Here is a 24,949-nt window from a genome sequence, read left to right on the forward strand (position 1 = left end):
GCCGTCTTGTCCCACCACTTGGCCGATTGCCCTTCGCTATGCGAGTTCGGTGCCTGATCTATCCCCCAACTGCAGGAGGCTCCGAGTCTATGAGGATCTGAAGGTCCTTTAGGTGCTTGCCCGTGAAGTGCACGAGCGTGGTGTTACCGGCGAGGTTCACAGGTACTTGGGCCGAAAGTTGCCCTTCGGTCAACGGGAAGGTGGCTATTTCTTCTTGCCAGTCGGCATCGCCAGCAATGCGCCAGGAACGGAACTTCGCCGCGCACACAGGGCAAAGGGCCAGTGCGTTAGAGCTTACGTCGTGACCGTGTTCTACACATTGCACTCCCTCAAAATAGTCTCGGCCATCGGGAGCCTGGAATGGCATGGGTTCATGACAAGCCTGGCAAATAACAGACCCATGGCTTTCGTATGCTGTCCTCAAATAGGTCCTTCGGCCTTCCCGATTTGCCGCTGCGTCCACACGCACCGATCGTTGCCGTAAATCGTACGAGCGCGTTGGCGCTGTTTGGTAGCTTTCAGCGGTTCGGCTCGCCCTCCGGTCACCGTAGGCAGCATCTTCTGGCAGGGGTGCTCGGGCGTCTCTCTCTCTCAGAAGCTGTTCAATTCCGTCTCGCCCCAGCGCTTCGGCCAACTTGCTAAGCTGCTCAGCCTCCGAGGCATCCTTGAAGCCAAATCTCTGGGCTGCTTCTTCCAGTCCCTGGCGCTCCAAGCGACGTTGCGCGGTCCTGGATCCGAATCCGATGGCCTTCAGCATGGGTGTATCCCGCACAGGAAAGTCCGGATGGATCGTTCCCTCATCGAGTTCCTCGGGCTTGCAGAGATTTTCATCCGTGTCAGGTAGCCATGCTGTGTCTCTTAGCATTTGCACGAGGCTAGAAGTCATTCGTCGGATCGGGGCGGAACCGTTGGGTCGATAAACAGCCTGAGACTTGGCTAGCGGAGCTGTAAGGACTATCTCCCAGACTTGCCGTCGAAGGACACTATCGCCGTGGCGCAGGATGCTTTCTCCTAGTTCAAGCTGCCAGTCCGCGCTTTGTTTGTAATGAGTCTGTTTTGAATAGTCCGGTGCCCCGAATTCAAGGTTCTTTCGCGGATCTACCGCGGAGACTCGGGGGTGGACAAGCACACCGCAATCACGTAAGAAGTCTGACAGCCCGTCAAGGCCGGCATACCCGTCCCACACTTGGCAGAACTTGTCACCTGCAATTGAAAACCTGTCGATGACGGAGCTCCACCCCGTTGGGCTGGTCGTGGGTTCATCGACGTACAGTCGCCACGGCGGGTATCGAACTAAATGTCCTTCTGGATGACGTGCCACCAGAAAGGGAACCTTGCGAAAACTGGCCGACCGCTGGGAGGAATCTTGAACCTCGTGTATGTACCGACGCAGTCTTTCCACTTCATGTTCGCCGTCGTCACCTTCCAGACTGGATGTTATTACCTCAGGGAAAAAGTGTGCGAGTTCTTCCCTGAGTTGCGTTTCGGCGTTCCAGACACGCACGCCGATGTCTTTCAGGAATGTCCAAATGGCAGGTCCCAGTTCATCCTCACTGTCGCCGAGGCGCCAAATCAAGGGAGAAACCTGCAAGTCAGAACCGGTCTCGACCGCGTCAGGGAGGATGGCATCGGAAGGAACCACGTGATCGGGTGCGCCGTCCCCGGCCACGCGGATGATGGGGAGCCCCGAAAGTTCACTGGTCCACGTTGACACCCAGCCGCTCCGGTTGAGCAATGCGTATAGTTGACGCAGTTTGTCGTTGGAAAAGCTCGAAATCCATGACTGGATATTCTTGGTTACGACCTCGTCTTCTTCGTCTTCTGGGCCTTCCCATTCTTCGCCGAGGGCAACGAAGTAGTCCAGTACGTCGTTCTCGTCGATTTCCGAATTGAACAGCTGTCTGATGAAGCTTCGAGCACGGTCCCGCGGGGGAAGTTTCGCCAGAAGGGGAGACGCCATGAGTTCAGGATCCTCAGGGGAAACTTCGCCCACGGCCTTGAGGAACGCCAGGTCGGCATCGTTGAGCACCTGCGAAACGCTAGGTTTCGCCAGTTCAAGTCCAGCTGCTGGCGCGTAGCCTCCACTGAGACACGGGGTAATCGGTTGAGTTCTGAAAGCCTGGACCACGGCATCGCGTATGGGGACAAACGAGGGCCCGACTTCGTCGGCGAGTGGTAGCGCACTTAGCAGTCCGTCGTTCGTGATCCCTGCCAGCGCCATATCGACTACCGTGTCGGCGACGAGCTCGCCAATCAGAGCTATGAGTCGTTCATTCACCGGCGTGTCTCTAATGGTGTCTCGTGCCACCGTGGACTCAAACGGGGCATGGATGTGGAACTTAAGTCCTGACTGCTCCTTAACTGCTGGGAAGAAGATACATACGGAACCAGACTCGACCGGCTCTATGAGCCGATCTGTCGGCAGAGCAACCTTCTTCGGGTTCGACGTGGCCGTAGACGGCCCAGGTGTGAAGTCCGCGACACGGAAGGCTGCCGCAACTGTTGCGTCGACATACTCCCCGTTTTCGATCTCCACGCTGGCGGTCCGCTCAACCCTCAGCCAGTTGGTTGCCCGGACGTCCTCGCCTCTCGTCGTCCGGATCGTCTGGCGGCCGTCGCCATTTCCTATACGCTCGATGACTCTAGTAGGTACCGCGGGAGCCGCAAGAGTGACTCGGCTGATATTCCTGAGGAAAAGAAGCGATGATGCCTCCAGTTCTTCAAGTCCTGACCAAATCTGGGCGAAGGCTTCATCAGCAGGTTTTTCGGTACGGTTGAAAGGCAACACGAAAACTGTGCCCATGCCCTGCGTCTCCGACGCCGGGAGTGTCGGAATATCGTCATCGGGGTAGAAGAGATCAACGATTCGGAAATGGTAATCACCGGAATGAATTTCGGGGGTGCTCGTGAAGTCGTAGACAGCCTTGAAACCCACCCCAAATTTGCCGATCCGTGTAGGGTCGTCACGTTTGGACGAGTCGGCCACGTTTGTAATGGAGTCGATGTCGCCTAAATCGAACAACCGGGTGCCATCGTGTGCGAACACCACGCGATCACGATGAAGTGTAAACGTCACATTTCTGGCACCGGCGTCTTCAGCATTCTGAAGTAGCTCGTACAGGAAGTGCGCCTGGTCCGGGTACATCTGAGTGAGGAGATTGCGAAGGCCACTCCCGCCCTTTGCCCTAAGGCCATCAAGCAGCAGCCGGCTGTTCCGCTGAATACCCGCGAGGCTGTCCGGAGTGACCCGCCGCTCAACCTCGCTCACGCGACAACCTCGAGAAGTACCGTCGCAAGCAAGTCAGCTTGGATGTCGGAGCGATTCCGGATGCCCTCCAGCCGGGCAAGTCGTCGTTGGTAGTCCGCTCTTGCAGATTCGATCTGCGATGTACGCATCCGCCGTATGCGCTCCTCACTGGCGCCGGCCAGTTGATCCTCGAGGAGCAGAAGATTAGCCTGCGATGTAGTCGTGAGCGAAGCGATCAACGATTCTGCCCATTCGGCGGTTCGCTCTCGGTGCTTCGCACTGGAGTCCCGCCAAGCGCTGTAGTGGGCGGCCTCAAGCTGATCCAGCTCCGTGTCCGACATGTGGGCTGATCCATCAACGCAGTCAGAGTCGCGGAGCAGTTCAGCGAGCATCTCTGGTTCCACAGTGCTGCCAGCAATCAATCGAAGTTGATAATCATCCCGAATGCCCAGCCGACTCCATCCGTGGATGGCCACCGGATACCTTCCTGCTGGGACTTTGGTGCTTCGTACACGTGCTGACACCATAACTGGTTCATTCAGTTGGACCTCCTCGGTCGCGCATCTGACGAGGGGGTGCGTGGGCGACAGAAGGTGCGCCCCTTCCAGCTCCGGGGTGACCGTTAATCGTGCAACGGAGTCCTCTGACTTCAGCCATGCTGTCCACTCCCGATCTGAGGGAAGAGTCTTAGGGAGACCCTCGTACTGACGCAGAAGCCGATCCTTAGCTGAGCGCGAAAGCCTCAGCGTGGCGGCTCGATCGGGGCGTAGGTTGATCCGCTTCCCCGACTCGATGCTGGTCAGATACTCGACCACAAGGTGGCAAAGAGCGTCAGCAGTCATCCAGGGGCTTGTGGCATTCCGGACTTCCGCGCCGTCGTCGGTGGGGACTTCCAGTCCAAATAGCTCCGACTGCTGATCCTCCAGCTTCAGCTGCTCTTCGATCACGTTGATTTCGTTGTCAGCCAACTGCTGAAGCCTTAAACGTTGCTCTTCCAACGTGAGCGTGAGGTCGCCGGCGATCGCTCGTATGCCAGTGGTGATGTCCCCAAGGATCGCCTCACTGGCCCCCAGTGCTTGTTCGAACACCCCGATCCTCCAGAGGCAACGGTGGTATATCTCCGCGTCGACAGTTCCTGCAGTGACGAAATTCAGTATCGCTACGGACTCGGACTGTTGGCCATACCGATCAATGCGGCCGATGCGCTGTTCAATGCGCATCGGATTCCACGGGAGGTCGTAGTTGATCAGCATGTCGCAGAACTGGTAGTCCAGACCTTCGGTACCGACCTCTGTGGACAGGAGAACGTCGATTGCGTCGGGGTCGCTCGATGGAAGCTTGAATCGACGCCTGACCGTCCGACGCGCCTCGTCGTCTATTCCGCCGTGGACCTGCGCCACACGAAGTCCGCTAGCCGTCAGCCGATCGAAGAGGTACCCGACGGTGTGCAGGTAGGAGGTGAAGAGGATCGCCTTCGGATTGGGCATCTCCAGCTTCTCGACGAGAGCACGCTCGAGCGCGTCGAATTTGGGGTCGTCGTCCCTCAGTGCTGAAGCCAGATCCAAAAGGTGCCTGAGTTGAGGCTGAAAGGTGTCGATGACGTCAGGGCTCAGGTCATTCGCCCCGTCCGTGTTCTCGCCGTATTCATCGAAGGCTTCAAGCCTGCGGTTGACCAAGTCGTAGAGTAGCGGTGCGAGCCCGTTGATGCTGCTTGCAGCTTGCCTTCTCAGTCCGGAGATTAGAAAGGCTACGGGTCCGGTTCCGTGGCGCGCCTCCACTATGTCGCCGCACAACTGCAGCAGCTGGTCGTGCAGTTGTTGTTGCCCGGATGTGAACGGGACTTCTATGGTCCGGGGCTTACGGGTTGTGAAGGCTCCGATGTCGCGACGTCGCGTTCGAGTGATGAACCCGGAAAAGGTGTGTAGATCCTCTAAGAGCCGGATGATCTTGACTCTTGTCTCTGCTGTCGGGAGGACTTCGAGCAGGTCTCTCAGCTCATGAGTACGAGGGTCATGGGCGAGAACCCCGTGTCCCCAGACTGTGTCAAGCGCCGTGGCGAGGTTGGTTTTTACGGTATCCACCCACTCGACGCCCGCGCCTCGCGCTGCTGTGGCCGCCGCATTGAGAGCGGGATTCGGAGCCCCAATGCGTTCAAAATCGTGTGGGTCTGAAATGACGTCGGGGCGGAGTAAGTGAAGAAGGTTGAAGAGATCCTGCTCGCGCGTTTGGATCGGTGTTGCAGTCAGGAACACAACGGCCTCCGCATTTTCCACGAAGAATTTGACGTTACGGTGTCGCCAGGTCTCGGTGTTACGGATGTGGTGTGCCTCATCGACGATGACGAGGTCAAACTTTGGTGGCTCGTCCAAATCAAGAAGTCCTCGAGTCACCCTGCGGCCCTGGGTGTCACCAAGCATGAGTTTCTCGTCCAAAAGTGAGAATGGGACAATTGCCTGGGAGAACCGAGACGGCCATGTGCCGTCAAGATAGGTTTCATTGATGCAATGGTTGAGCGTCTCACCGTTGAGATGGATGAAGGATTCATCAAACCGCTTCATTTCGTCCAACCACTTGCGCTCTGTAACCAGCGGCTTTGGACAGATAATCAAGACGGACTGAATTTCGCGCCGTGCTTGCAACTCCTTGATGATGAGTCCAGCCTCAATAGTTTTGCCAACACCGACTTCGTCTGCGATAAGCAGCCTGGGTCGATCGGAGCGAATGAGCTTCATAACCGGCCGGTATTGGTACGGGATGAACTGGATACGGGAGGACCCCAGCGAGTACAGATGCTTTGCAGACGGGCGCGCAAGCTGAGTCGCCGTCAGCGCAGCCTTAAGCCGATCAACGGTAGACAGCTCCGCCGACGCCGTTTCGACAGCGATTTCGAGCTGTGAAGCATATAGAGACCGTGTCCGCCCGTCACCACAAAAGACCTCCAGCTTCGGATCGCCGACACTACTGATTTCGCGGACAACTATGCCAATGATTGACGGATCGGCACGCAGAACTACCTTGGCACCTACCGGATAAGGATTCACAGCTGGTCCGCCCGGGTGAGCGTCGGCGTTCCGGCCTCATCATCTCGGCCGGAAGCGGCCAGCATTTCTTCCACGTTTCCCCTTATATGCGCATCACGTCATCGCGAATCACCTTGAATCATATGGCCAGACCCGAAATTTCTGGCGCACGTGGCGCCGTTCAGGCCGCTGAGTATTTGACGCCTTGGGGGCCGCCAGGGTCGCAAGGCTATGAATGATGCGCGTCTCCCGTCGAACATTAAGGGTGCAGGCAATCGACAAGCATAGGGATTTGCGAGGCGCGTCGTGGATAAGTTCAACTCGGACAGAATGTCTGGTAGATCCAACGCGGGCACCTATCGCCTCGATGTGCGGACCGGGTGACGCTGCGTTGAACCTTAGTTGAGCTGGTCGAGGCGTTCCCAGAAGGCGCGGCGCAGTTCCCGGCGGATGCCCTGATAGTCGGTTTTCTGCTCTCCGATCCGCTGAGCGCAGTCCTTTAGGAGGACGCGGTCGATTTCCTGCGGCAGGAAGGGCCGGTCAGCGACCAGTTCACGCAAGAGGCCCTGGGTGGTGTTGTTGTACCAAGACTCAGCGACGGCGTATCCAACCTCGCAAGCGGCGCCCACGGCGGACTCCTCGTGTGCGGCGCCAGCGCCGCCCGTAGCGGAGCTATAGACCAAGTCAGCGGTTTCGGGGCGCTGAACCCGGTACACGGGTGCCGGGAGGCCCGGTCGGGGCGAAGCGGAAGGCTTCGGACGGACGGCACCGCCGTGCTCAGCCGAGACAGTGGCCGCGATCGCCGCGGCAGGCGACGCTGGCTCCAAAACCGGCGCGGGCGACACCACCGGGACAGACGAAGTGACCGGCGCCAACGGAGCCGCCTTCACCTGCTTTGTGAAGCACTTCTCCACCAGCTCCACCGGCAACGTGATGATGCTGTCCACCCGCAACGCCAAGTGTTCCGCGACCGAGGTCACCCCGAGGCGGTGACTGGTGTTCTCCAGGCCCACTAGGACAACCTTCACGCCAAAGTCCTGCGCGGCTTCGACAGCTTCGGCAAGGTCGTCATCGCCGGAGAGGAGGAAGACGGTACTGGCGGCCTTGTTCCGGGCGACGCCGACAAGGTCCAGCCCCAGCTTCAGGTCCACGCCCTTCTGTACGCCGTCCACTGACATTCGGCCCAGACGGACCTTCACCCCGGAGATCATGCCGATGCGTTTGTGCTGGTCGGTGAAGAGCGCGTCACGGGACGCGTCATACCAGTAGGTGCGAAGGGTGGGGAGGCCGCTGAAATCTTCGGTGCACTTGAGGATTCCCTCGATAAGGGGTTCAAAGTTGACGATGGACGCTGAGCGTAGGGAGGTGCCTGCGGTTTGCATGCCTCCGACGGCGAGGAGAAATCCGGCGTCGATAAAGATTGCTTGCTGGTCCATGCGTGGTGGCCTTTGTCTGGGTGTGGTGTTCATATGGTGTTGAGTGGTTGGAATCGGCAGGTCGGCGGGCTGCAGAAAAGCCCTGCAGCCCAAAGGGTGCAGGGCCTTTCCGTCTACGCGTAGACGGTGTTCTCAACCTTCCACTGCATCAGCCGTGGGTAGACCCAGAAGGTGTAGATTCCCAACGTGATGATGCTCAGAAGCAGCCACTTGAGCCACAGCCCGAAGATTCCCCACCCAGTGCCGATGAACTGAAGCTGCCGGCCGTGGAGGTACGTGTTCTTGGCCCGCCACCGTTCCACCAGGACGACGGCGAACGGGTAGCAGAGCCCAAGAGTGCAGACCGTTATCAATACGCCGAGGATCTGCGTACCGAACCAGGATGCTGCCCCGCCGCGGAATTGGTAAAGCTGGAGACCGGGAACGGTCCCCGCGCCGGCGGCCACCATTGTGCCCTGTCCTGCGGCGGGCATCTGCCCGTGTGCCGAAACTTGCTCGTGGTTGATGCTCAAGGATTCCCCCAAATAGATAATGCGAATGACCAGTTGAACTGTAAGGGCTAACTGAGGAGCCGGGCCCCCGGACACGGCTTCCCAGCAGCGTTACGCCGGAATCTGAATGCGCGCCGCTTCCTGCATCAGCGGGGTGGAGATCATTACTGTCGACGCACCGGGGGCAATGTCAAAAGCAATGAATCCCCGCGCCTTGTCCCCCGGCAGAATGCTGCCCGAGGCGAGCTGGTTGTCAGCGAACAGGCTCAGGTCGGCCTTGCGCCCATTGGTGTCCTTCGCTGAGAAGTAGAACGGGTTGGAACTGGTTTTCCCTGCTTCCGTTTCCCAGAGGACATCCAGGAGAAGATAGGTCCCGTTCTTCGCTGCCGTCGCGAAGGCCGTGGTGGTGACAGCGTCGGTCCGAACAGCCGAGACAATCGTGATCTTGGCGACGTCGCCGTTCCCCATCTTGACGCTGAACGGGACGCCGACGGCGTGCGCGGCGGGCGCCGGGGCAGCGGCTGACGCCGCAGCCGGCGCGGCAGCGGCCGGTACAGCAGTTCCCGGAGAGGCAGCTGTCGCCGCCGCAGTCGCCGAGGTCGCGGCGGCCGGGCCGGCGTCCCTTGCCTGCTTGGACCCACCGGAGCACGAGCCCATGGCGATGCCAAGCACCAGAACGCCGGCGGGGATGAGGAAGCGCTTCTTCTTGAAGAACGGTCGAGGCTGAGGCGCTGCAGTCGGAGCAGGCAAGGGCTGGGAGTAATTCTCGTGGGACATGGTTATGCCTTTCTAAAAGTAAATGATGCTTAGGAGTGCGGGTGTTGCTACTGCTTTTCCCATTTCCCGCAGCGGCTGGACTTGAAGTCCTGCCCGGCAGAAATAGCAACCGAGGGCCGGCCGCCGCCGGGGAGGTCGTTGTCGATGATGTTGCTGCCGTTGCTGCCGGTCGCGTAGATGCCCCAGTAACAGGAAGAGCCGACGTCGGCCGCTGCCCGGTACGTGCCCGGTTCAATGTCGGTCCCGACTGTCCAGGTGCCGTCACCGATAGTGTTGGCAGCCTTAGTCTTCTCGGCGCCCGTCACCGCGTCCTCGCGAGCCTTCACGGCAGCCTCGGCGGTTTTCACGGCCGCGTCGGCCTTACCGACTTCGCCCTCCTTTGCCGTGACCTTGGCTTCGCGGGCTGCCATGCCGTTCTGCAGAGTGTCGTACTTCGCTTTCATCGACTCGTAACTGGCTTTGGCCGAGTCGCGGTCCGATTCAACGGTCGCCTTCTCCCCCGCCAGTGCCTTGTACGCGTCGCTGGACTTCGGGTCCGGTAGCGTGGTGCCGATACCCACCGCGCCGACCAGCAGCGCCAGAACGCCCACCATCAGGAGCACTTTCCTCTTCCGTGCCGCCTTCGCCTCGTCCGGAGACTGCTGCCCCTCCTGGCGAACGTCTTTGATCTGCCGCGCATCCGCCTGGCTGGTGTCGGTATTCAACATGTTCTCTTCCTCTGTTCACGGGTAGCTGCTGAGCGGCGGCGGGATACCGATCCCCCAATGCGTGGTTCCCCGCCGCCGTCACAGCTCGGGAGGATTCCTTCGTCGCTGCAGAATCGAAGCTACGGCCGCGCGCAACCCCCGGAGTCAAACAACGCTGATAACCCCCGTTATCAGAAGTTCAGCAGTAAAGGCACGATGGGCCGCTAGGCTGAGGGTCGACGTCGTAAGGAGGCGGAATATGAACGAAGCAGAAGCGCTGCGCATGAGCCTGTCCGACGTTGCCTCTTTGGCCCAGGTCCAGCGCCCGGTCGTATCTATGTGGCGCAAGCGCAGCGCCGGATCGACTCACCCGTTTCCCGAGCCCACAGCTCTTGAAGGCGGCCGAGAGCTGTTCGACGCCGACAAGGTCGCCAGCTGGCTGCACGCAACGGGTCGCGGCAACAATCCGGAGGCCCGCAACGACGTCGCCGCGTTCGCACGGACGCCCGCCACCGCAACCTACGGCACAAGTGCAACCACACTGAACGCCCTCACCGCGCTGCTGACGCTCAAGGCCATGACGGGCACGGCGCTGGGAAGTTTGAGTCCGGACGAACTGCTGGACCTCGCAGACGAGTGCGATCCGGACGATTTGTTCCTGTACTCGGAGCTGGAGGCTGTGGGTGCGGCGCTTGCTTCCACGGCGGCGTTCGCGGACCGATTGGTGGACAGCGCCTACAACACGACCGCCGCCTTCGAGCAGCTGCTGGCCGCCAGGTTCCGGGCGGGGCTCCGGGAACACTCGGACACCGCCCTCACCGATTCCGCCGTAGATCTGGTCGCCTCGGCTGCGGTCGAATTAGCGGCAACGCTCGGTGGAGATTCTGTCTTCGCGGATTCCACGCGCGGGGGCAGCGACCTTTTGATGGGCGTCGTGCAAATCTCTGGGGAGAGTTCTGCTCTCACCTTTTTGACAGCGGACGACGACGGCGGCGCCGCTCGCCTGGTGCGTCGCCGCCTTCGCGTGCATGGCGTTGACGGCGGACAGATCCGTGTCGACTCCAGCGGCGAGTTTGCCGTTCACGGGCCTGTGGTTCACGTGGCGCAATACCCTTCCCCAGGCCAACCGGCTATGGATGCTGCCGAGATTCTCTCAGCGGTGGAACAGGTTGTTCTGCAGATGGACGATCATCAGCGGGCAGTCCTCATCGCGCCCGCACGCGTTCTCTGCGATGTCCCGCTGACGGCCTCGGCCGCCGGCCTCCGTTCAGGGCTCCTGCGAACAGGCCGAGTCCGTGCAATTGTGCGGCTGCCCCAAGGCCTGCTGCGTTCCAAGCCACGCGAAGCTCAAGCCCTCTGGGTGCTGGGACCATCCTTTGCGGAAGTGCCCATTGCCGAGCGCTGGACCATGGTGGCGGACCTCAGCGCACAGGAGCTCACAGAAGACGTCAAACAGGACGTGGTCAGCGACATCGTCGCGTCCATGGGCGACCGCGCCACGGTCCGCGCGCACTCCTTCCGTTTTGCCCGGCTGGTGCAGACCCGTCTCCTGCTGGCAAGTAGGAAGTCCCTGGCGGTAGCGCACCCAAGCGGTTCGACGCCGGCTTCCGGCGGCGCCGAGGCAACCCTTCGGGTGGAGGAACTCGTGCGCCTGCTGCAGGCCAGCGAATCCGGCCAATCCGTTGCCGTGAACGTTCTGCCCGCAGATCTGAACACGAAGGCTCAGCCTGCCTCCGTCCAGGAACTCCTCGCCGCCGGCAACCTCAAATACATCAAAGGAAACCGACTCGAGGACGCGGATCTGGCGCCAAGCGGCGGGCCTCGCGTCCTGGGGCCGGCCGACCTTCTTAGCCCGCATACGGCCCCGCCCCGCCACCTCAGCCTCCTGGACTTCGCGGCCAGCAATCCTTCCGGGCGCCTCACCGAGCCCGGCGACGTCGTCTTTTGTACCAGCCCGCGGCCCGCGGCACTGGTGGATACGGAAGGCGGCTCCGTCGTCGTATTTCCCGCTCGAGTATTTCGGATCGACGCCGGTGACCCCGGCGGGCTGGTGCCCGACGTCGTCGCAGCGGACATCAACAATCTCCCCGCCGCGGACAAGTCCTGGCGCCAGTGGCGCCTCCGCCGCGTCCCGGACGCCCAGCGTAAGAAACTGGCCGATTCCCTCGCCCGGCTGCAACACGAACAGCAGCAAGCCCGCGAACGCCTCGGGCGGCTCGAAGAACTCGCTACCCTGATTACGGACGGCGTAGCGGGCGGAAGCCTCACCCTGACAGACCCCAGCACTAAGCTCGCCGAACCACAGACCGAAGGAACCCAGTAATGCCCCCGAAATTGAAGGTGGACCTCGCCCCGTCCACCATGAAGGAACTCAAGGACACGCTCTGGAAGGCCGCGGACAAACTGCGCGGTTCCATGGATGCCTCCCAGTACAAGGACGTGATCCTGGGACTGGTGTTCCTGAAGTACGTCTCGGACGCCTTCGAGGAGCGCCGCGGGCAGATTCAGGCGGAGCTGGAGGCGGATGGGCTCAACGAGGAACAGATCGCCCAGCTGATCGACGACGTGGACGAGTACACCGGCCGCGGCGTGTTCTGGGTCTCGGAACGTGCCCGATGGGCCCACCTTGCCGAGAACGCCAAGGGCTTGCCTGGGATGGACGGTGAGCAGCCCAAGTCGATCGGCCAGCTCATCGATGAAGCCATGGACCTAATAATGGCTGACAACAAGTCACTGGCCGCCACACTCCCCCGCATCTACAACCGGGACAACGTGGACCAGCGCCGCCTCGGCGAACTCCTGGACCTGTTCAACTCCGCCCGCTTCACCGGCCAAGGGGCCAGCAAGGCCCGCGACCTGCTCGGGGAGGTCTACGAATACTTCCTCGAGAAGTTCGCCAAGGCCGAGGGCAAGCGCGGCGGCGAGTTCTACACCCCCGCCGGCGTGGTCCGCGTCCTGGTGGAAGTCCTGGAACCGCACCGCGGCCGCGTCTACGACCCGTGCTGCGGCTCGGGCGGCATGTTCGTCCAGGCCGAGAAGTTCCTCGCCGCGCACAATATGGAGGGCTCGGACATCTCCGTCTACGGCCAGGAGCTCAACGAGCGCACCTGGCGGATGGCCAAGATGAACCTCGCCATCCACGGCCTCAACGCCAACCTCGCCTCCCGCTGGGGCGACACCTTTGCCCGCGACCAGCACCCCGAGCTGAGCGGGACCAACGGCGCGGACTTCATCATGGCCAACCCGCCCTTCAACATCAAGGACTGGGCGCGTTCCGAGTCCGACCCCCGTTGGAAGTACGGCGTGCCGCCGGCCGGGAACGCCAACTACGCCTGGATCCAGCACATCATTTCCAAGCTGGCCCCCGGCGGCAGCGCCGGCGTGGTCATGGCCAACGGCTCCATGTCCTCCAACTCCGGCGGCGAAGGCGAGATCCGCGCCCAGCTGGTCGAGGCGGACCTGGTCTCCTGCATGGTAGCCCTGCCCACCCACCTCTTTCGCAGCACCGGCATCCCGGTCTGCACCTGGTTCTTCGCCAAAGACAAGACCGCCGGTATGAACGGCTCCGTCGACCGCGCCGGGCAGGTACTGTTCATCGACGCCCGCAACCTCGGCTACATGGTGGACCGCGCCGAGCGTGCCCTGTCAGATGAGGACATCGCCAAGATCGCCAACACCTATCACGCGTGGCGCGGGACTTCCTCCGCAATTGAGGCCGGCCTGACGTACGACGACGAAGCCGGCTTCTGCTACTCAGCCAGCCTCGCGGAGGTCAAGGCAGCGGACTATGCGCTTACGCCGGGCCGGTATGTCGGGGCGGCGGACGTTGAGGACGACGGCGAGCCGATTGAGGAGAAGATCGCACGGCTGTCCGAGGAGCTGTTTGCGCAGTTAGAGGAGTCGGAGCGGCTGGCTGCTGTCGTTCGTGACCAGCTGGGGAGGGTCTCATGAATGTCACCCGCGTCGTGAGCATCGGGGACCTTGTGTCAGCCGGCGTGCTCCAAGTCGGAGACGGATACCGTACTAAACGAGCTGAACACGGTCACCCTGGTTATCGAATTATTCGTGTTGCCGATGTGATGGACGATGTCGTCCGGCTCAACGGTCCGGACTTCGTCTCGGACGAATATGCCACCGCGATAGGAGGGAAAGCAGGCCAAACGGGTGACGTTTTGCTGACTACTAAGGGGACCGTTGGCCGCGCGGCCATACTGCCAGAGATAGACGAGAGAGTCGTCTACAGTCCGCAGCTGTGCTACTTCCGAGTCTTGGAAGACGAGGCGATCACACCCCGTTTTCTGCGCTATTGGTTTAGCAGCACTGAGTTCTGGGGTCAGGCAGTCGACCGTATGAACAACACGGACATGGCTGCCTACATCAATCTGGCTGACATCCGCTCTCTCAAACTGACCCTTCCTGAAGTTTCCGAACAGCGGGCGGTTACAGAGGTACTGGGGGCACTCGACGACAAGATCGCCGCAAATTCCCGACTCATCGCAAAGGTCGGGGAGGTCCTAGAAGCGACTTTCGCTTTGCTTTGCGGGCAGCCCGACGGGATGATCCCGTTCAGCGACATTGCGACTATCACGAAGGGCGTGTCATATCGAAGCGCAGACCTTTGTGATTCGTCCACTGCCCTTGTCACATTGAAGTCATTCGACAGAAACGGCGGGTACTCCCTCAGAGGACTCAAGGAGTATTCCGGCCCGTTCAAGCCTGCTCAACAGATCGCACCTGGCGAATTGGTCGTGGCCCAAACAGACTTGACCCAAGCGGCAGAAGTGGTCGGACGAGCGGTGCGCGTCCCACGAGCCTCCGGCTACGAAAGGCTCGTCGCAAGCTTGGACCTGGCCATCGTTCGTCCGAGCCAGGACTCGCCAGTCGAATTCCTGCTTGGCGTGATGTTGCAGGGGCGCTTCAGAGCACACTGCAGGAGCAGAACAAGCGGCACGACAGTCCTGCACCTAGCATCTGATGCAATTCCATCGTTCCAGGCACCCTTGGTTTCGCAGGACATACAGGAGAACTACGCTGCCGTGGCGCGTCCGATGCTGCAGCTTCGAGACTCGCTCGAGTACGAGATGGACTCGTTGGCATCAACCCGTGACGCTCTCCTCCCCCAGCTCATCTCCGGCATGCTGCGCGTCAAGGATGCCGAGAAAGTGCTGGAGGTCGCGGGGGTATGACGGTCGGGCGAGGGTGCGCGTCAGCTAGCAATGCCAACGCCCTTCGCTGAAGCCTAGGCGGCCAGAAAAATTATGCCAGTGCCGCTTACACCATTGCATTGGAACCACTACTTCGCCCTCGGGCTACCCAGTTAGTAGTGACTCGGGTCCGAACTTTCACACGACATTTAGCATGACATCCGGTTTATCAGGGGGAACCACCGTGACAGCAGCACCCGCAGTAGCCTTTTCCGAAGCCGATTGGGAGGGCATGGCCCTAGACCGTTTGGCCGAGCCGCTCGGCTGGAAACCGGTATCCGGGCAGGACATCGCGCCCGGCAGGGGCGAGCGGGTCTCTTGGGACGAGCTGCTGATCCGGCCCCGGCTGCTTGCTGCCCTGCAGCGCTTCAACCCTACGGTTCCAGCTCAGTATTTGCAGCAGGCCCTGGCCGAAATTGCCTCGCCCAAGTCCAACGACGCCATCACCGAGAATCACCGCCTGCACAACTACCTCGTGGACGGTTACCGGCTCAGCTACATCGACTCGGACGGCAACGAGGCCAACCCCACCATCCATCTGCTCAGCTCGGACCCGGACCAGAACGACTGGCTCGCCGTCAACCAGGTCACCCTGGTGCAGGGCGACTACAAACGCCGCTTCGACGTCGTGCTCTACTGCAACGGCATGCCGGTCAGCATCATCGAACTGAAGAAGGCCGGCAGCGCCACCGCCGACGTCGCCTCCGCCCACGCCCAGCTGCAGACCTACCTGCGCGAGTTCCCCATGGCATTCCGTTTCTGCGTGTTCACGCTCGCCTCGGACGGGATCCAGGCCAAGTACGGCACGCCGTTCACTCCCCTCAACCACTTCTCACCGTGGAATGTCGACGACGACGGCATCCCGGTCGCGCCCGGGTTCATGGAAGACGGCGAAGCCGTGACCGCATTGGAGACCGCGCTCAACGGCCTCTACAACGTGGATCGTTTCCTTCAGCTGACTCGCAATTTCACCGCGTTTGATCAGAGCTCGGACGGGCTCAGCAAGCGGATCGCCAAACCGCACCAGTATTTCGCCGTGACCAAGGCTGTCGGCAGCACCGTTACGGCCGTGGAAAGCAACGGCAAGGCCGGCGTTGTCTGGCACACGCAGGGCTCCGGCAAATCCATGGAGATGGAGCTCTACGCCAACTTGGTGGCCCGGAGTTCAAAGCTGAAGAACCCGACCGTAGTGGTCATCACAGACCGCAACGAACTCGACGGCCAGCTATTCGAAGGGTTCAGCCGGAGCCTACTGCTCGCGGAATCCCCCAAGCAGATCAAGAAACGCTCCGAGCTCCGAGACGAATTGAGCAACCGCACCACCGGCGGCATCTATTTCACCACGCTGCAGAAGTTCGGCCGCAGCAAGTCGGAGAAGGACGCCGGCTCGGACCACCCGCTGCTGTCGAACCGCCGCAACATCATCGTGGTCGTGGATGAGGCCCATCGCTCGCACTACGACGATCTGAACGGCTACGCCCGGCACCTGCGGGACGCGCTCCCCCACGCAACTCTGATCGCGTTTACCGGCACGCCGCTTTCCTTCGCCGACCGCAATACTCGAGAGGTTTTCGGTGATGACATCGACGTGTACGACCTCTCCCGTGCGGTGGAAGACGGCGCCACGGTTCAGGTGTACTTCGAGCCGCGGCTCATCAAGGTGGGCCTGGCCTCGAACATCACGGAAGAAGACCTGGACAAGTCCGCCGACGAGGCGACTGCCGGTCTGGACGACACCGAGCGGGCGCGCATCGAGGCGAGCGTCGCCGTCGTGAACGCGGTCTACGGTGCGCCGCAGCGGATCGCTGCGCTTGCGGCCGACCTGGTGTCGCACTGGGAGAACCGCAGCGCCCGCATGGGCAAATTCATCGAGGGCCCCGGCAAGGCCATGATCGTGGGCGGGACGCGGGAAATCTGCGCGAAGCTGTACACGGCGATCGTGGAACTGCGGCCCGAGTGGCATTCCGACGACTTGGCCAAGGGCAAGATCAAGGTGGTCTACTCCGGGAACGCATCCGATGTGCCGCCGGTCTCCGACCACGTGCGCCGCGATTCTGCGAATGCAACGGTGAAGGAGCGGCTCAAGGACATTGACGACGAGCTGGAGTTGGTGATCGTCAAGGACATGATGCTCACCGGCTTCGACGCCCCACCGCTGCACACCCTGTACCTGGACCGGCCACTCAAGGGCGCGTTGCTGATGCAGACGCTGGCGCGCGTGAACCGCACGTTCCGCGGCAAGGAGGACGGGCTGCTGGTGGCGTATGCTCCGCTGGCGGAGAACCTGGCCAAGGCGCTGGGAGAGTACACGCAGTCCGACCGGGTGAACAAACCCGTGGGCAAGAACACTGACGAGGCCGTTGTGGCTGCACGTGGTCTGGTGGATTCCCTGCGCGAGCTGCTCGCTGGCTACGACTGGCGGGCAGTGCTGATGAGGGGCGGCCCGAAGGCGTTTGTGTCCGCGGCGACGGGGGCTGCGAACTACCTACGCAGCCCGGAGACTCCCGGAAACCAGCCGGCCGCCGGCGAGGAGACGCTCGCCTCGAAGTACCGGCGGTTCTCCAGCAAGCTGTCCCGGGCGTGGGCACTGTGCTCCGGATCCGAGACCCTGGCAGAGCTGCGACCGGAAATCCAGGTCTACGAAGAGACCCGCGTGTACATGGCCAAGTTCGACGCCGCCGACCGGCAGGCCAGCGGCGAGCCGGTGCCGGAAGAGATCCAGCGGCTGCTGGGCAACCTGATCGCTACCGCAACCTCCTCCGGCGAGGTCCTGGACATCTACGAGGCCGCCGGCATGCCCAAGCCGTCGCTTGATGACCTGACACCCGAGTTCATTGCAAAGACTCAGCAGGCGCGGAATCCGCAGCTTGCAATCGAGGCTTTGCGGAAGCTCATCGCTGACGAGTCCGCTAAGACCACCCGGAACAACGTAATTCGACAGCGGGCCTTCTCCGAGCGGATCACCGAGCTGATGAAGAAGTACACCAACCAACAGCTGACATCGGCGGAAGTGATTGCCGAACTGGTGGAGCTGGCCCGTGAGGTTGCCGCCGAGGGCCACCGCGGCGCCCAGTTCACTCCCCCGCTGAATACAGACGAACTTGCCTTCTACGATGCTGTGGCTTCGAATGAATCGGCCGTAGAAGTCCAGGGCGAAGGCGTACTGGCTGACATCGCCCGTGAACTGGTCTCAGTGATGCGGCGGGACGTGCGCACCGACTGGACCGTCCGCGACGACGTCCGCGCCAAGCTGCGATCCTCGATCAAGCGACTCCTGGTCCGTTTCGGATACCCGCCGGACAAGCAGCCCGAAGCCATCAAGCTGGTCATGGAGCAAATGGAATCAATGGCCCCGCGGTTTGCCGAGGCACGGAGCTAACCACACCAGAGATTCCGCCGTCTGGCGGTGGCACTAGAAACACGAAAAATGGAGAAATGACTACTAACGAAACATCCACTGCAAGGCCGGTTTCTGCACCCCCGCCGGCTCCCGACCGGAAGAATTCTTTGATGAAAGGCATCGCGCTTTTGGTGCTTGGCGCACTAGTGGCGCTAGCCGGAGTCACTGCAGCGAATGCGTTTGGGCTCAATCCATTCCAGTCGCGTCAGATCGACCGGAGCCAGCCCACGCTGCTGAAGTCGATTCAGAACGTCAGCCGGTTCCAAGCCGCAGTCGGAAACTTCGAAAAAGTGATTGATATCGAGGATGACATTGCGGGGGTGCCCGCCATCATCGCCGGACGGCGGACGCTTTTTGTCGCAGCGGGCACAGTGAATGCCTATGTTGACCTTTCCGGCCTTACCGACAAAGACCTAGAGCTGTCGCAGGACGGCAAGACGGCGACGGTTCGGCTGCCCGAGTCTCAGCTCGAGAAACCCAACCTCGACTTTGACCGATCCCATATATACGATCAGAACCGCGGAATCTTCGACCTGATCGCCGACGGGTTCGAGGCGCCGGATCAGGCGAAACTCTACAAGCTCGCCGAGACGAAGTTTGCTGCCGCGGCGGCGGAGTCGGAGCTCCGTAAGCAGGCCACCGAGAACACCAAGGCATTTTTGACCAGCTTGTGCGGCAGGCTCGGACTCCAGGTCACTTTCCGCGACTAGGGCGGACGAATCAGGGCGCGCTCGGCACAGGTAGAAAGCTCAGCCGTTCTGGCCGACATCCGGAATGCTGGCCGACACGAAACGACCCCGCACGCTCCTGCGTGCGGGGTCGTTTCTGCTGAACAGACTAGAAGTCCCAGTCGTCATCCTCAGTATTGACAGCCTTGCCAATCACGTACGACGAACCCGACCCCGAGAAGAAGTCGTGGTTCTCGTCAGCGTTCGGCGACAGGGCCGAGAGGATCGCCGGGTTCACGTCGGTGACGGAGGCCGGGAACATGGCCTCGTAGCCCAGGTTCATCAGCGCCTTGTTGGCGTTGTAGTGCAGGAACTTCTTGACGTCCTCGGCCAGGCCGACGGAGTCGTAGAGGTCGTGCGTGTACTGGACCTCGTTCTCGTACAGCTCGAAGAGCAGCTCGAACGTGTAGTCCTTGATTTCCTGCTTGCGCTCCTCGGACAGGCCCTCGAGGCCCTTCTGGAACTTGTAGCCGATGTAGTAGCCGTGCACGGCCTCGTCGCGGATGATCAGGCGGATCAGGTCGGCCGTGTTCGTCAGCTTGGCCCGTGAGGACCAGTACATCGGCAGGTAGAAGCCGGAGTAGAACAGGAAGCTCTCCAGCAGCGTGGAGGCCACTTTGCGCTTCAGGGGGTCGTCGCCCTGGTAGTAGTCCATGACGATCTGGGCCTTCTTCTGAAGGTTCTCGTTCTCGGTGGACCAGCGGAACGCCTCGTCGATCTCCTTGGTGGAGGCCAGCGTGGAGAAGATGGAAGAGTAGCTCTTGGCGTGCACGGACTCCATGAACGCGATGTTCGTGTAGACAGCCTCTTCGTGCGGGGTGAGGGCGTCTGGAATCAGCGAGACGGCGCCGACGGTGCCCTGGATGGTGTCCAGCAGGGTCAGGCCCGTGAACACGCGCATAGTGAGCTGCTGCTCGTCCGGGGTCAGCGTCGCCCACGACTGCACGTCGTTGGACAGCGGCACCTTCTCCGGCAGCCAGAAGTTGTTGACCAGGCGGTTCCAGACATCCACGTCCTTGTCGTCCTGGATGCGGTTCCAGTTGATCGCCTCGACGTGGCTAAGCAGCTTGACCTTTTCGGTCATGTCATCCCCTAAATGTTGGGTTTAGTTCTTAGTTAAAGCGTACGACGGCGGGCGGGCGCCCGCCGTCGTACTGTCACGATTTAGTTGAAGCTACAGCATGCAGCTGACGCAGCCCTCTACCTCAGTCCCTTCAAGCGCGAGCTGGCGGAGACGGATGTAGTAGATGGTCTTGATGCCCTTCTTCCAGGCATAGATCTGGGCCTTGTTGATGTCGCGCGTGGTGGCGGTGTCCTTGAAGAACAGCGTCAGGGACAGGCCCTGGTCCACGTGCTGCGTGGCGGCGGCATACGTGTCGATGACCTTCTCGTAGCCGATCTCGTACGCGTCCTGGTAGTACTCCAGGTTGTCGTTCGTCAGGTACGGCGCCGGGTAGTACACGCGGCCCAGCTTGCCTTCCTTGCGGATCTCAATCTTGGACGCCACCGGGTGGATCGAGGAGGTGGAGTTGTTGATGTAGGAGATCGAGCCGGTGGGCGGCACGGCCTGCAGGTTCTGGTTGTAGATGCCGTGCTCCATGACGGAGGCCTTCAGCTCGCGCCAGTCATCCTGCGTGGGGATGTGGATGTTCTTGAACAGTTCCGCGACCTTCTCGGTCTGCGGGACCCATTCCTGGTCCGTGTACTTGTCGAAGAACTCGCCCGAGGCGTACTTGGACTTCTCGAAGCCGCCGAAGGTCTGGCCGGTCTGGATGGCCAGCAGGTTGGAGGCGCGGACCGCGTGGAACACCACCGAGTAGAAGTAGATGTTGGTGAAGTCCAGGCCCTCTTCGGAACCGTAGTGGACCCGCTCGCGCGCCAGGTAGCCGTGCAGGTTCATCTGGCCGAGGCCGATCGCGTGGCTCTGGTCGTTACCGCGGGCAATCGAGGGCACCGAGGTGATGTTGGACATGTCCGAGACGGCCGAGAGCGACCGGATGGCCGTCTCGATGGTCAGGCCGAAGTCCGGCGAGTCCATGGTCTTGGCGATGTTCAGCGAACCCAGGTTGCAGGAGATGTCCTTGCCGGTCTGGTCGTAGGACAGGTCATCGTGGTACGTCGTGGGCTGGGAGACCTGGAGGATCTCGGAGCACAGGTTGGACATGATGATCTTGCCGTCGATCGGGTTTTCCCGGTTCACGGTGTCCTCGAACATGATGTACGGGTAGCCGGATTCGAACTGGATCTCGGCGAGGGTCTGGAAGAACTCGCGCGCCTTGATCTTGGTCTTCTTGATCCGGGAATCGTCCACCATCTCGTAGTACTTCTCGGTGACCGAGACGTCGGAGAACGGCATGCCGTAGACCTTTTCGACGTCGTACGGGGAGAACAGGTACATGTCCTCGTCCCGCTTGGCCAGCTCGAAGGTGATGTCCGGGATGACGACGCCCAGCGAGAGGGTCTTGATGCGGATCTTCTCGTCCGCGTTCTCGCGCTTGGTGTCCAGGAAGCGGTAGATGTCCGGGTGGTGCGCGTGCAGGTACACCGCGCCGGCACCCTGGCGGGCGCCGAGCTGGTTGGCGTAGGAGAAGCTGTCCTCGAGGAGCTTCATCACGGGGATAACGCCGGAGGACTGGTTCTCGATCTGCTTGATCGGCGCGCCGACCTCGCGGATGTTGGTCAGCGCGAAGGCGACGCCGCCGCCGCGCTTGGAGAGCTGCAGCGCGGAGTTGATGGACCGCCCGATCGACTCCATGTTGTCTTCGATGCGGAGCAGGAAGCAGGAGACCAGCTCGCCGCGCTGGCGCTTGCCGGCGTTCAGGAACGTCGGAGTGGCCGGCTGGAAGCGGCCCTCGATGATCTCGTCCACCATCTGGGTGGCGAGCTTCTCGTCGCCGCGGGCCAGGTGCAGGGCCACCATGCAGACGCGGTCCTCGTAGCGCTCCAGGAAGCGCTTTCCGTCGAACGTCTTTAGGGTGTAGGAGGTGTAGAACTTGAACGCGCCGAGGAAGGTCTCGAAGCGGAACTTCTTCTTGTACGCGCAGTTGTAGAGCTCGCGGATGAAGTTCATCGTGTACTGGTCGAGGGTTTCGCGCTCGTAGTACTCGTTCTTGACGAGGTAGTCCAGCTTTTCCTCGAGGTCATGGAAGAACACGGTGTTGTTGTTCACGTGCTGCAGGAAGTACTGGTGCGCGGCCTCGCGGTCGGCCTCGAACTGGATTTCCCCGTTGGGGCCGTAGAGGTTCAGCATGGCGTTCAGCTCGTGGTAGCCCAGGCCCTTGTAGGCGGCCGGCATTTCGTGCTTCTTCTGCTGTTCCTGCTTCTCAACAGCGGCGGCGCCGGTGCCGGTGTGCAGGCCTGCGCCTTCAGTTACTGCTTTGTCTGCGACAGTCGTGTCCAAAACTCTTCCAATCCTTGTTGTACACGGTTGACGTCTTCCGGCGTCCCCATGAGTTCGAAGCGATATAGGTGCGGGACCTTGCACTTGGCGGCGATGATGTCCCCTGCCATGCAGTAGTTGTCCCCGAAATTGGTGTTTCCTGCGCCGATCACTCCGCGGATCAGCTTCCGGTTGCCCGGATCGTTCAAAAACCTGATGACCTGCTTTGGAACAGATCCCTCTCCCCCGGTGCCGCCATAGGTCGGGAGCAACAAAACGTAGGGCTCCCGGGCCACCAGCGGAGCGTCCCTCGGGTAGAGGGGGATCCTGGCGGCGTCGACGCCCAGCTTCGTTACGAAGCGTGCGGTATTTTCGGAGGTGGAGGAAAAGTAGATGAGCCGGCAGTGCGTTGTGGTGGCCGGTGCTGCCGTGCTGACCGCTTCCCCGCTGTCAGCCGTGGCAGCCACCCGATCTTCAGTTATTAGAGCCACGGTGGTCACCTCATCTACCGTGAATTCTTGCCTGGTAGCGGCGTCCTGGGCTTTTCAGGCGACAGGGCGTTTCAGGCTACAGCTACGGCGGCAGCCTGCGCCAGTTCTTCGATCTTGTCCGGGCGGAAACCTGACCAGTGGTCCTGGTCGGTGACGACAACGGGGGCCTGCATGTAGCCCAGGGACTTCAGGCGCTCAAGGGCTTCCGCGTCCTGGGAAATGTCGACGCTCTGGTAGGCGATGCCCTTCTTGTCCAGCGCGCGGTAGGTCGCGTTGCACTGAACGCAGGCCGGCTTCGTGTAAACCGTAACGGTCATGGTCCTGTCCCCTTTGTTGAAGTCTTCTGTGGAGCGCAATCCCGGCTCCGGATGTCCCGCGCTGATGCTCTGCTGGAACTGTATGTCGATACTACATGTAGTGCAAGAGCCTCATGTGGACCCCAAGATGATGTATTACAAGTATGTCATTTAACCCACCTTTAATCCACAGGAGGGTGTCCTCCAAATGTCCGGATTTCCGCCATTTTCGCGGACGAAATCCACACCCTGTGGAGTAGTTAGCCACATTAATCACCCCCGCGTGTCGCACCGCAGACGGCGTGTCGCGCGCCGCCGCGGGGATCCGGATCGGTGGCGCCGGCCACTACATCTGGTGTCCGGGCACACGAAAGAGGCGGGCACCGTGGTGCCCGCCTCTTTGGTTCGTGATTGTTCTAACAGCCGTCGAGCACGATCTGCTGCACGTCGAGGTAGCCCGTTTCAAACCCGGCCCGGGAGTAGCAGAGGTAGAACAGCCACATCCGCTGGAAGACCGCGTCGAAGCCCATGGCCCCCACCTCGTCTTCGCGGGCCATGAACCGCTCCTCCCAGAGCCGCAGCGTCTGGGCGTAGTGCTCGCCCATGGCGAGGCGTTCGCGCACGCGCAGTCCGGTCTGCTTCGCCGTGATGTCTTCAATGGCGCGGACGGACGGAATGACCCCGCCCGGGAAGATGTACTTGTGCACCCAGGTGTAGCTGGTGCGGGTGGCCATGAGCCGGTCGTGGGCGATCGTGATGGCCTGGATGGCCACCTTGCCGCCCGGGGCCAGGACCCGCTCGATGGTCTGGAAGTAGGTGGCCCAGTATTCGAAGCCGACGGCCTCGATCATTTCGACCGAGACGACGGCGTCGTACTCGCCCTCCACGGCGCGGTAGTCCTTGAGCTCGATCGTGACGGCGTCGGCGTAGCCGGCCTCGGCCACGCGCTGGCGGGCCAGTTCCTGCTGCTCGCTGGAGAGCGTGACGGAGTAGACGGTGGCGCCGCGGGCGGCCGCGCGCAGGGCGAGCTCTCCCCAGCCGGTGCCGATTTCCAGCACCCGGGTGCCTTCCTTCACACCGGCCTTGTCCAGCAGCCGGTCAATCTTGGCCTGCTGCGCGGCGGCCAGCCCGTCCCAGGCCACGTTCCGCAGGGCGTCGCCGCTTTCCGGGAAGAGAGCGCTGGAGTACGTCATGGTGCTGTCCAGGAAGGAGGCGAAGAGCTCGTTGGAGAGGTCGTAGTGCCGCGAAATGTTGGAACGGGTGTTCTTCTCCGTGTTCCGTTCCCTGCGCGGCTGGCGCGGCAGGTACAGGCCGCGCAGCTTCTGCAGCGGCTCGGGCACGAGCGTGCCGACGCGGGAGGCAAAGACCTCCATGACGGCGGTGAGGTCATCGGCGTCCCAGTCGCCGGCCATGAAGGACTCGCCCAGGCCGATCAGGCCGCCGTCGCCGAGCCGGGTGGCGAAGGCTTCGGGCCGGTTGATGGTCATGACGGGATAGGCGGCGGCCGCCTCGTCAGAGGAAGCTTTGCCCAATACTGTGCCGTCCGGGTACCGGACTTCCAGCGGCAGCCTGCGCACGGCCGCCTTGAAGATGGCGTCCGCAGCGCGTCCGGCCACGCGGGCCTTGAGGCTCGAGGGCACCGTGGCGATGCTGGGCCAGATGGCGGCGTCGATGGTGGCGGGAGGCTGGGGAACGGTGTACGGCACCCTGCCGGTGACGGCGCTGCCGTTTATGGCGCTGCTGCGCGTGGTGCCCTGTGCCCGTCCCGTACCGGATCCGGTCGCTTCGGTCATT

General features: G+C 61.6%; 16 protein-coding genes. 5 read left to right on the forward strand and 11 right to left on the reverse strand.

Annotated features, from left to right (window positions below; genetic code table 11):
• Positions 1-58: 58 nt before the first annotated feature.
• From C566_RS0105360 to C566_RS0105385, 6 genes are all read right to left on the reverse strand, one after another.
• Positions 59-3,268 carry a sacsin N-terminal ATP-binding-like domain-containing protein gene (locus C566_RS0105360; RefSeq protein WP_018773315.1) on the reverse strand — a complete coding sequence of 1,070 codons (3,210 nt, stop codon included), beginning with the start codon at positions 3,266-3,268 and terminating at the stop codon, positions 59-61.
• On the reverse strand, positions 3,265-6,288 hold the full coding sequence (locus C566_RS20925) for a helicase-related protein (protein ID WP_018773316.1): 3,024 nt from the start codon (positions 6,286-6,288) through the stop codon (positions 3,265-3,267). The genes C566_RS0105360 and C566_RS20925 overlap by 4 nt, the downstream gene beginning before the upstream one ends.
• A 377-nt stretch (positions 6,289-6,665) precedes the next feature.
• On the reverse strand, positions 6,666-7,703 hold the full coding sequence (locus C566_RS0105370; RefSeq protein ID WP_018773317.1) for an NYN domain-containing protein: 1,038 nt from the start codon (positions 7,701-7,703) through the stop codon (positions 6,666-6,668).
• A gap of 113 nt (positions 7,704-7,816) precedes the next feature.
• Entirely contained in the window at positions 7,817-8,215 is a 399-nt protein-coding gene (locus tag C566_RS0105375; RefSeq protein ID WP_026266405.1) for a DUF898 family protein, read from the reverse strand.
• A gap of 90 nt (positions 8,216-8,305) precedes the next feature.
• Positions 8,306-8,971 (reverse strand): DUF4352 domain-containing protein, encoded by a 666-nt coding sequence (locus C566_RS0105380; protein ID WP_018773319.1) that lies wholly within the window; start codon positions 8,969-8,971, stop codon positions 8,306-8,308.
• A gap of 47 nt (positions 8,972-9,018) precedes the next feature.
• Positions 9,019-9,678, reverse strand: coding sequence for a hypothetical protein (locus C566_RS0105385; RefSeq protein WP_018773320.1), 660 nt, complete (start codon positions 9,676-9,678; stop codon positions 9,019-9,021).
• A gap of 238 nt (positions 9,679-9,916) precedes the next feature.
• Between C566_RS0105385 and C566_RS0105390 the strand changes: the two genes are divergently transcribed.
• From C566_RS0105390 to C566_RS0105410, 5 genes are all read left to right on the forward strand, one after another.
• Positions 9,917-11,980 carry a hypothetical protein gene (locus C566_RS0105390; protein WP_018773321.1) on the forward strand — a complete coding sequence of 688 codons (2,064 nt, stop codon included), beginning with the start codon at positions 9,917-9,919 and terminating at the stop codon, positions 11,978-11,980.
• The gene (locus tag C566_RS0105395) at positions 11,980-13,608 is read left to right on the forward strand and encodes a class I SAM-dependent DNA methyltransferase (protein ID WP_018773322.1); all 1,629 of its coding nucleotides are present in this window, start codon (positions 11,980-11,982) and stop codon (positions 13,606-13,608) included. The genes C566_RS0105390 and C566_RS0105395 overlap by 1 nt, the downstream gene beginning before the upstream one ends.
• A complete protein-coding gene (locus tag C566_RS22030; RefSeq protein WP_081627254.1) occupies positions 13,605-14,843 on the forward strand; it encodes a restriction endonuclease subunit S in 1,239 nt (412 codons plus the stop codon). Before C566_RS0105395 ends, C566_RS22030 begins: the two co-directional genes overlap by 4 nt.
• A gap of 172 nt (positions 14,844-15,015) precedes the next feature.
• Positions 15,016-18,240, forward strand: coding sequence for a type I restriction endonuclease subunit R (locus C566_RS0105405; protein WP_051082224.1), 3,225 nt, complete (start codon positions 15,016-15,018; stop codon positions 18,238-18,240).
• Positions 18,241-18,296: 56 nt separating this feature from the next.
• Positions 18,297-18,971 carry a DUF4230 domain-containing protein gene (locus C566_RS0105410; protein WP_026266407.1) on the forward strand — a complete coding sequence of 225 codons (675 nt, stop codon included), beginning with the start codon at positions 18,297-18,299 and terminating at the stop codon, positions 18,969-18,971.
• 127 nt (positions 18,972-19,098) lie between these two features.
• On the opposite strand, the gene nrdF is transcribed toward C566_RS0105410, so the two are convergent.
• The 5 genes from nrdF to C566_RS0105435 form a co-directional block, all read right to left on the reverse strand.
• Positions 19,099-20,073, reverse strand: a complete 975-nt coding sequence (nrdF, locus tag C566_RS0105415) for a class 1b ribonucleoside-diphosphate reductase subunit beta (RefSeq protein WP_018773326.1) — start codon at positions 20,071-20,073, stop codon at positions 19,099-19,101.
• Between the two features lie 90 nt (positions 20,074-20,163).
• Positions 20,164-22,284: a class 1b ribonucleoside-diphosphate reductase subunit alpha gene (gene nrdE, locus C566_RS0105420; protein WP_026266408.1), complete on the reverse strand. Its 2,121-nt coding sequence runs from the start codon at positions 22,282-22,284 to the stop codon at positions 20,164-20,166.
• A 74-nt stretch (positions 22,285-22,358) separates the two neighbouring features.
• Positions 22,359-22,763, reverse strand: a complete 405-nt coding sequence (gene nrdI / locus C566_RS0105425; protein ID WP_231386281.1) for a class Ib ribonucleoside-diphosphate reductase assembly flavoprotein NrdI — start codon at positions 22,761-22,763, stop codon at positions 22,359-22,361.
• A gap of 167 nt (positions 22,764-22,930) precedes the next feature.
• Positions 22,931-23,176 (reverse strand): glutaredoxin-like protein NrdH, encoded by a 246-nt coding sequence (gene nrdH, locus C566_RS0105430; RefSeq protein WP_018773329.1) that lies wholly within the window; start codon positions 23,174-23,176, stop codon positions 22,931-22,933.
• 395 nt (positions 23,177-23,571) lie between these two features.
• On the reverse strand, positions 23,572-24,948 hold the full coding sequence (locus tag C566_RS0105435; RefSeq protein ID WP_018773330.1) for a class I SAM-dependent methyltransferase: 1,377 nt from the start codon (positions 24,946-24,948) through the stop codon (positions 23,572-23,574).
• Position 24,949: the final 1 nt, after the last annotated feature.

The sequence above is a fragment of the Arthrobacter sp. 131MFCol6.1 genome, from assembly GCF_000374925.1.
GTDB lineage: Bacteria > Actinomycetota > Actinomycetes > Actinomycetales > Micrococcaceae > Arthrobacter.

Coding starts and splice junctions, on each gene's coding strand:
- C566_RS0105370 (WP_018773317.1), bottom strand. CDS start 7,703: ATGGACCAGCAAGCAATCTTTATCGACGCCGGATTTCTCCTCGCCGTC.
- C566_RS0105380 (WP_018773319.1), bottom strand. CDS start 8,971: ATGTCCCACGAGAATTACTCCCAGCCCTTGCCTGCTCCGACTGCAGCG.
- C566_RS0105385 (WP_018773320.1), bottom strand. CDS start 9,678: ATGTTGAATACCGACACCAGCCAGGCGGATGCGCGGCAGATCAAAGAC.
- C566_RS0105390 (WP_018773321.1), top strand. CDS start 9,917: ATGAACGAAGCAGAAGCGCTGCGCATGAGCCTGTCCGACGTTGCCTCT.
- C566_RS0105395 (WP_018773322.1), top strand. CDS start 11,980: ATGCCCCCGAAATTGAAGGTGGACCTCGCCCCGTCCACCATGAAGGAA.
- C566_RS22030 (WP_081627254.1), top strand. CDS start 13,605: ATGAATGTCACCCGCGTCGTGAGCATCGGGGACCTTGTGTCAGCCGGC.
- C566_RS0105405 (WP_051082224.1), top strand. CDS start 15,016: ATGACATCCGGTTTATCAGGGGGAACCACCGTGACAGCAGCACCCGCA.
- C566_RS0105410 (WP_026266407.1), top strand. CDS start 18,297: ATGACTACTAACGAAACATCCACTGCAAGGCCGGTTTCTGCACCCCCG.
- nrdF (WP_018773326.1), bottom strand. CDS start 20,073: ATGACCGAAAAGGTCAAGCTGCTTAGCCACGTCGAGGCGATCAACTGG.
- nrdE (WP_026266408.1), bottom strand. CDS start 22,284: ATGCCGGCCGCCTACAAGGGCCTGGGCTACCACGAGCTGAACGCCATG.
- nrdH (WP_018773329.1), bottom strand. CDS start 23,176: ATGACCGTTACGGTTTACACGAAGCCGGCCTGCGTTCAGTGCAACGCG.
- C566_RS0105435 (WP_018773330.1), bottom strand. CDS start 24,948: ATGACCGAAGCGACCGGATCCGGTACGGGACGGGCACAGGGCACCACG.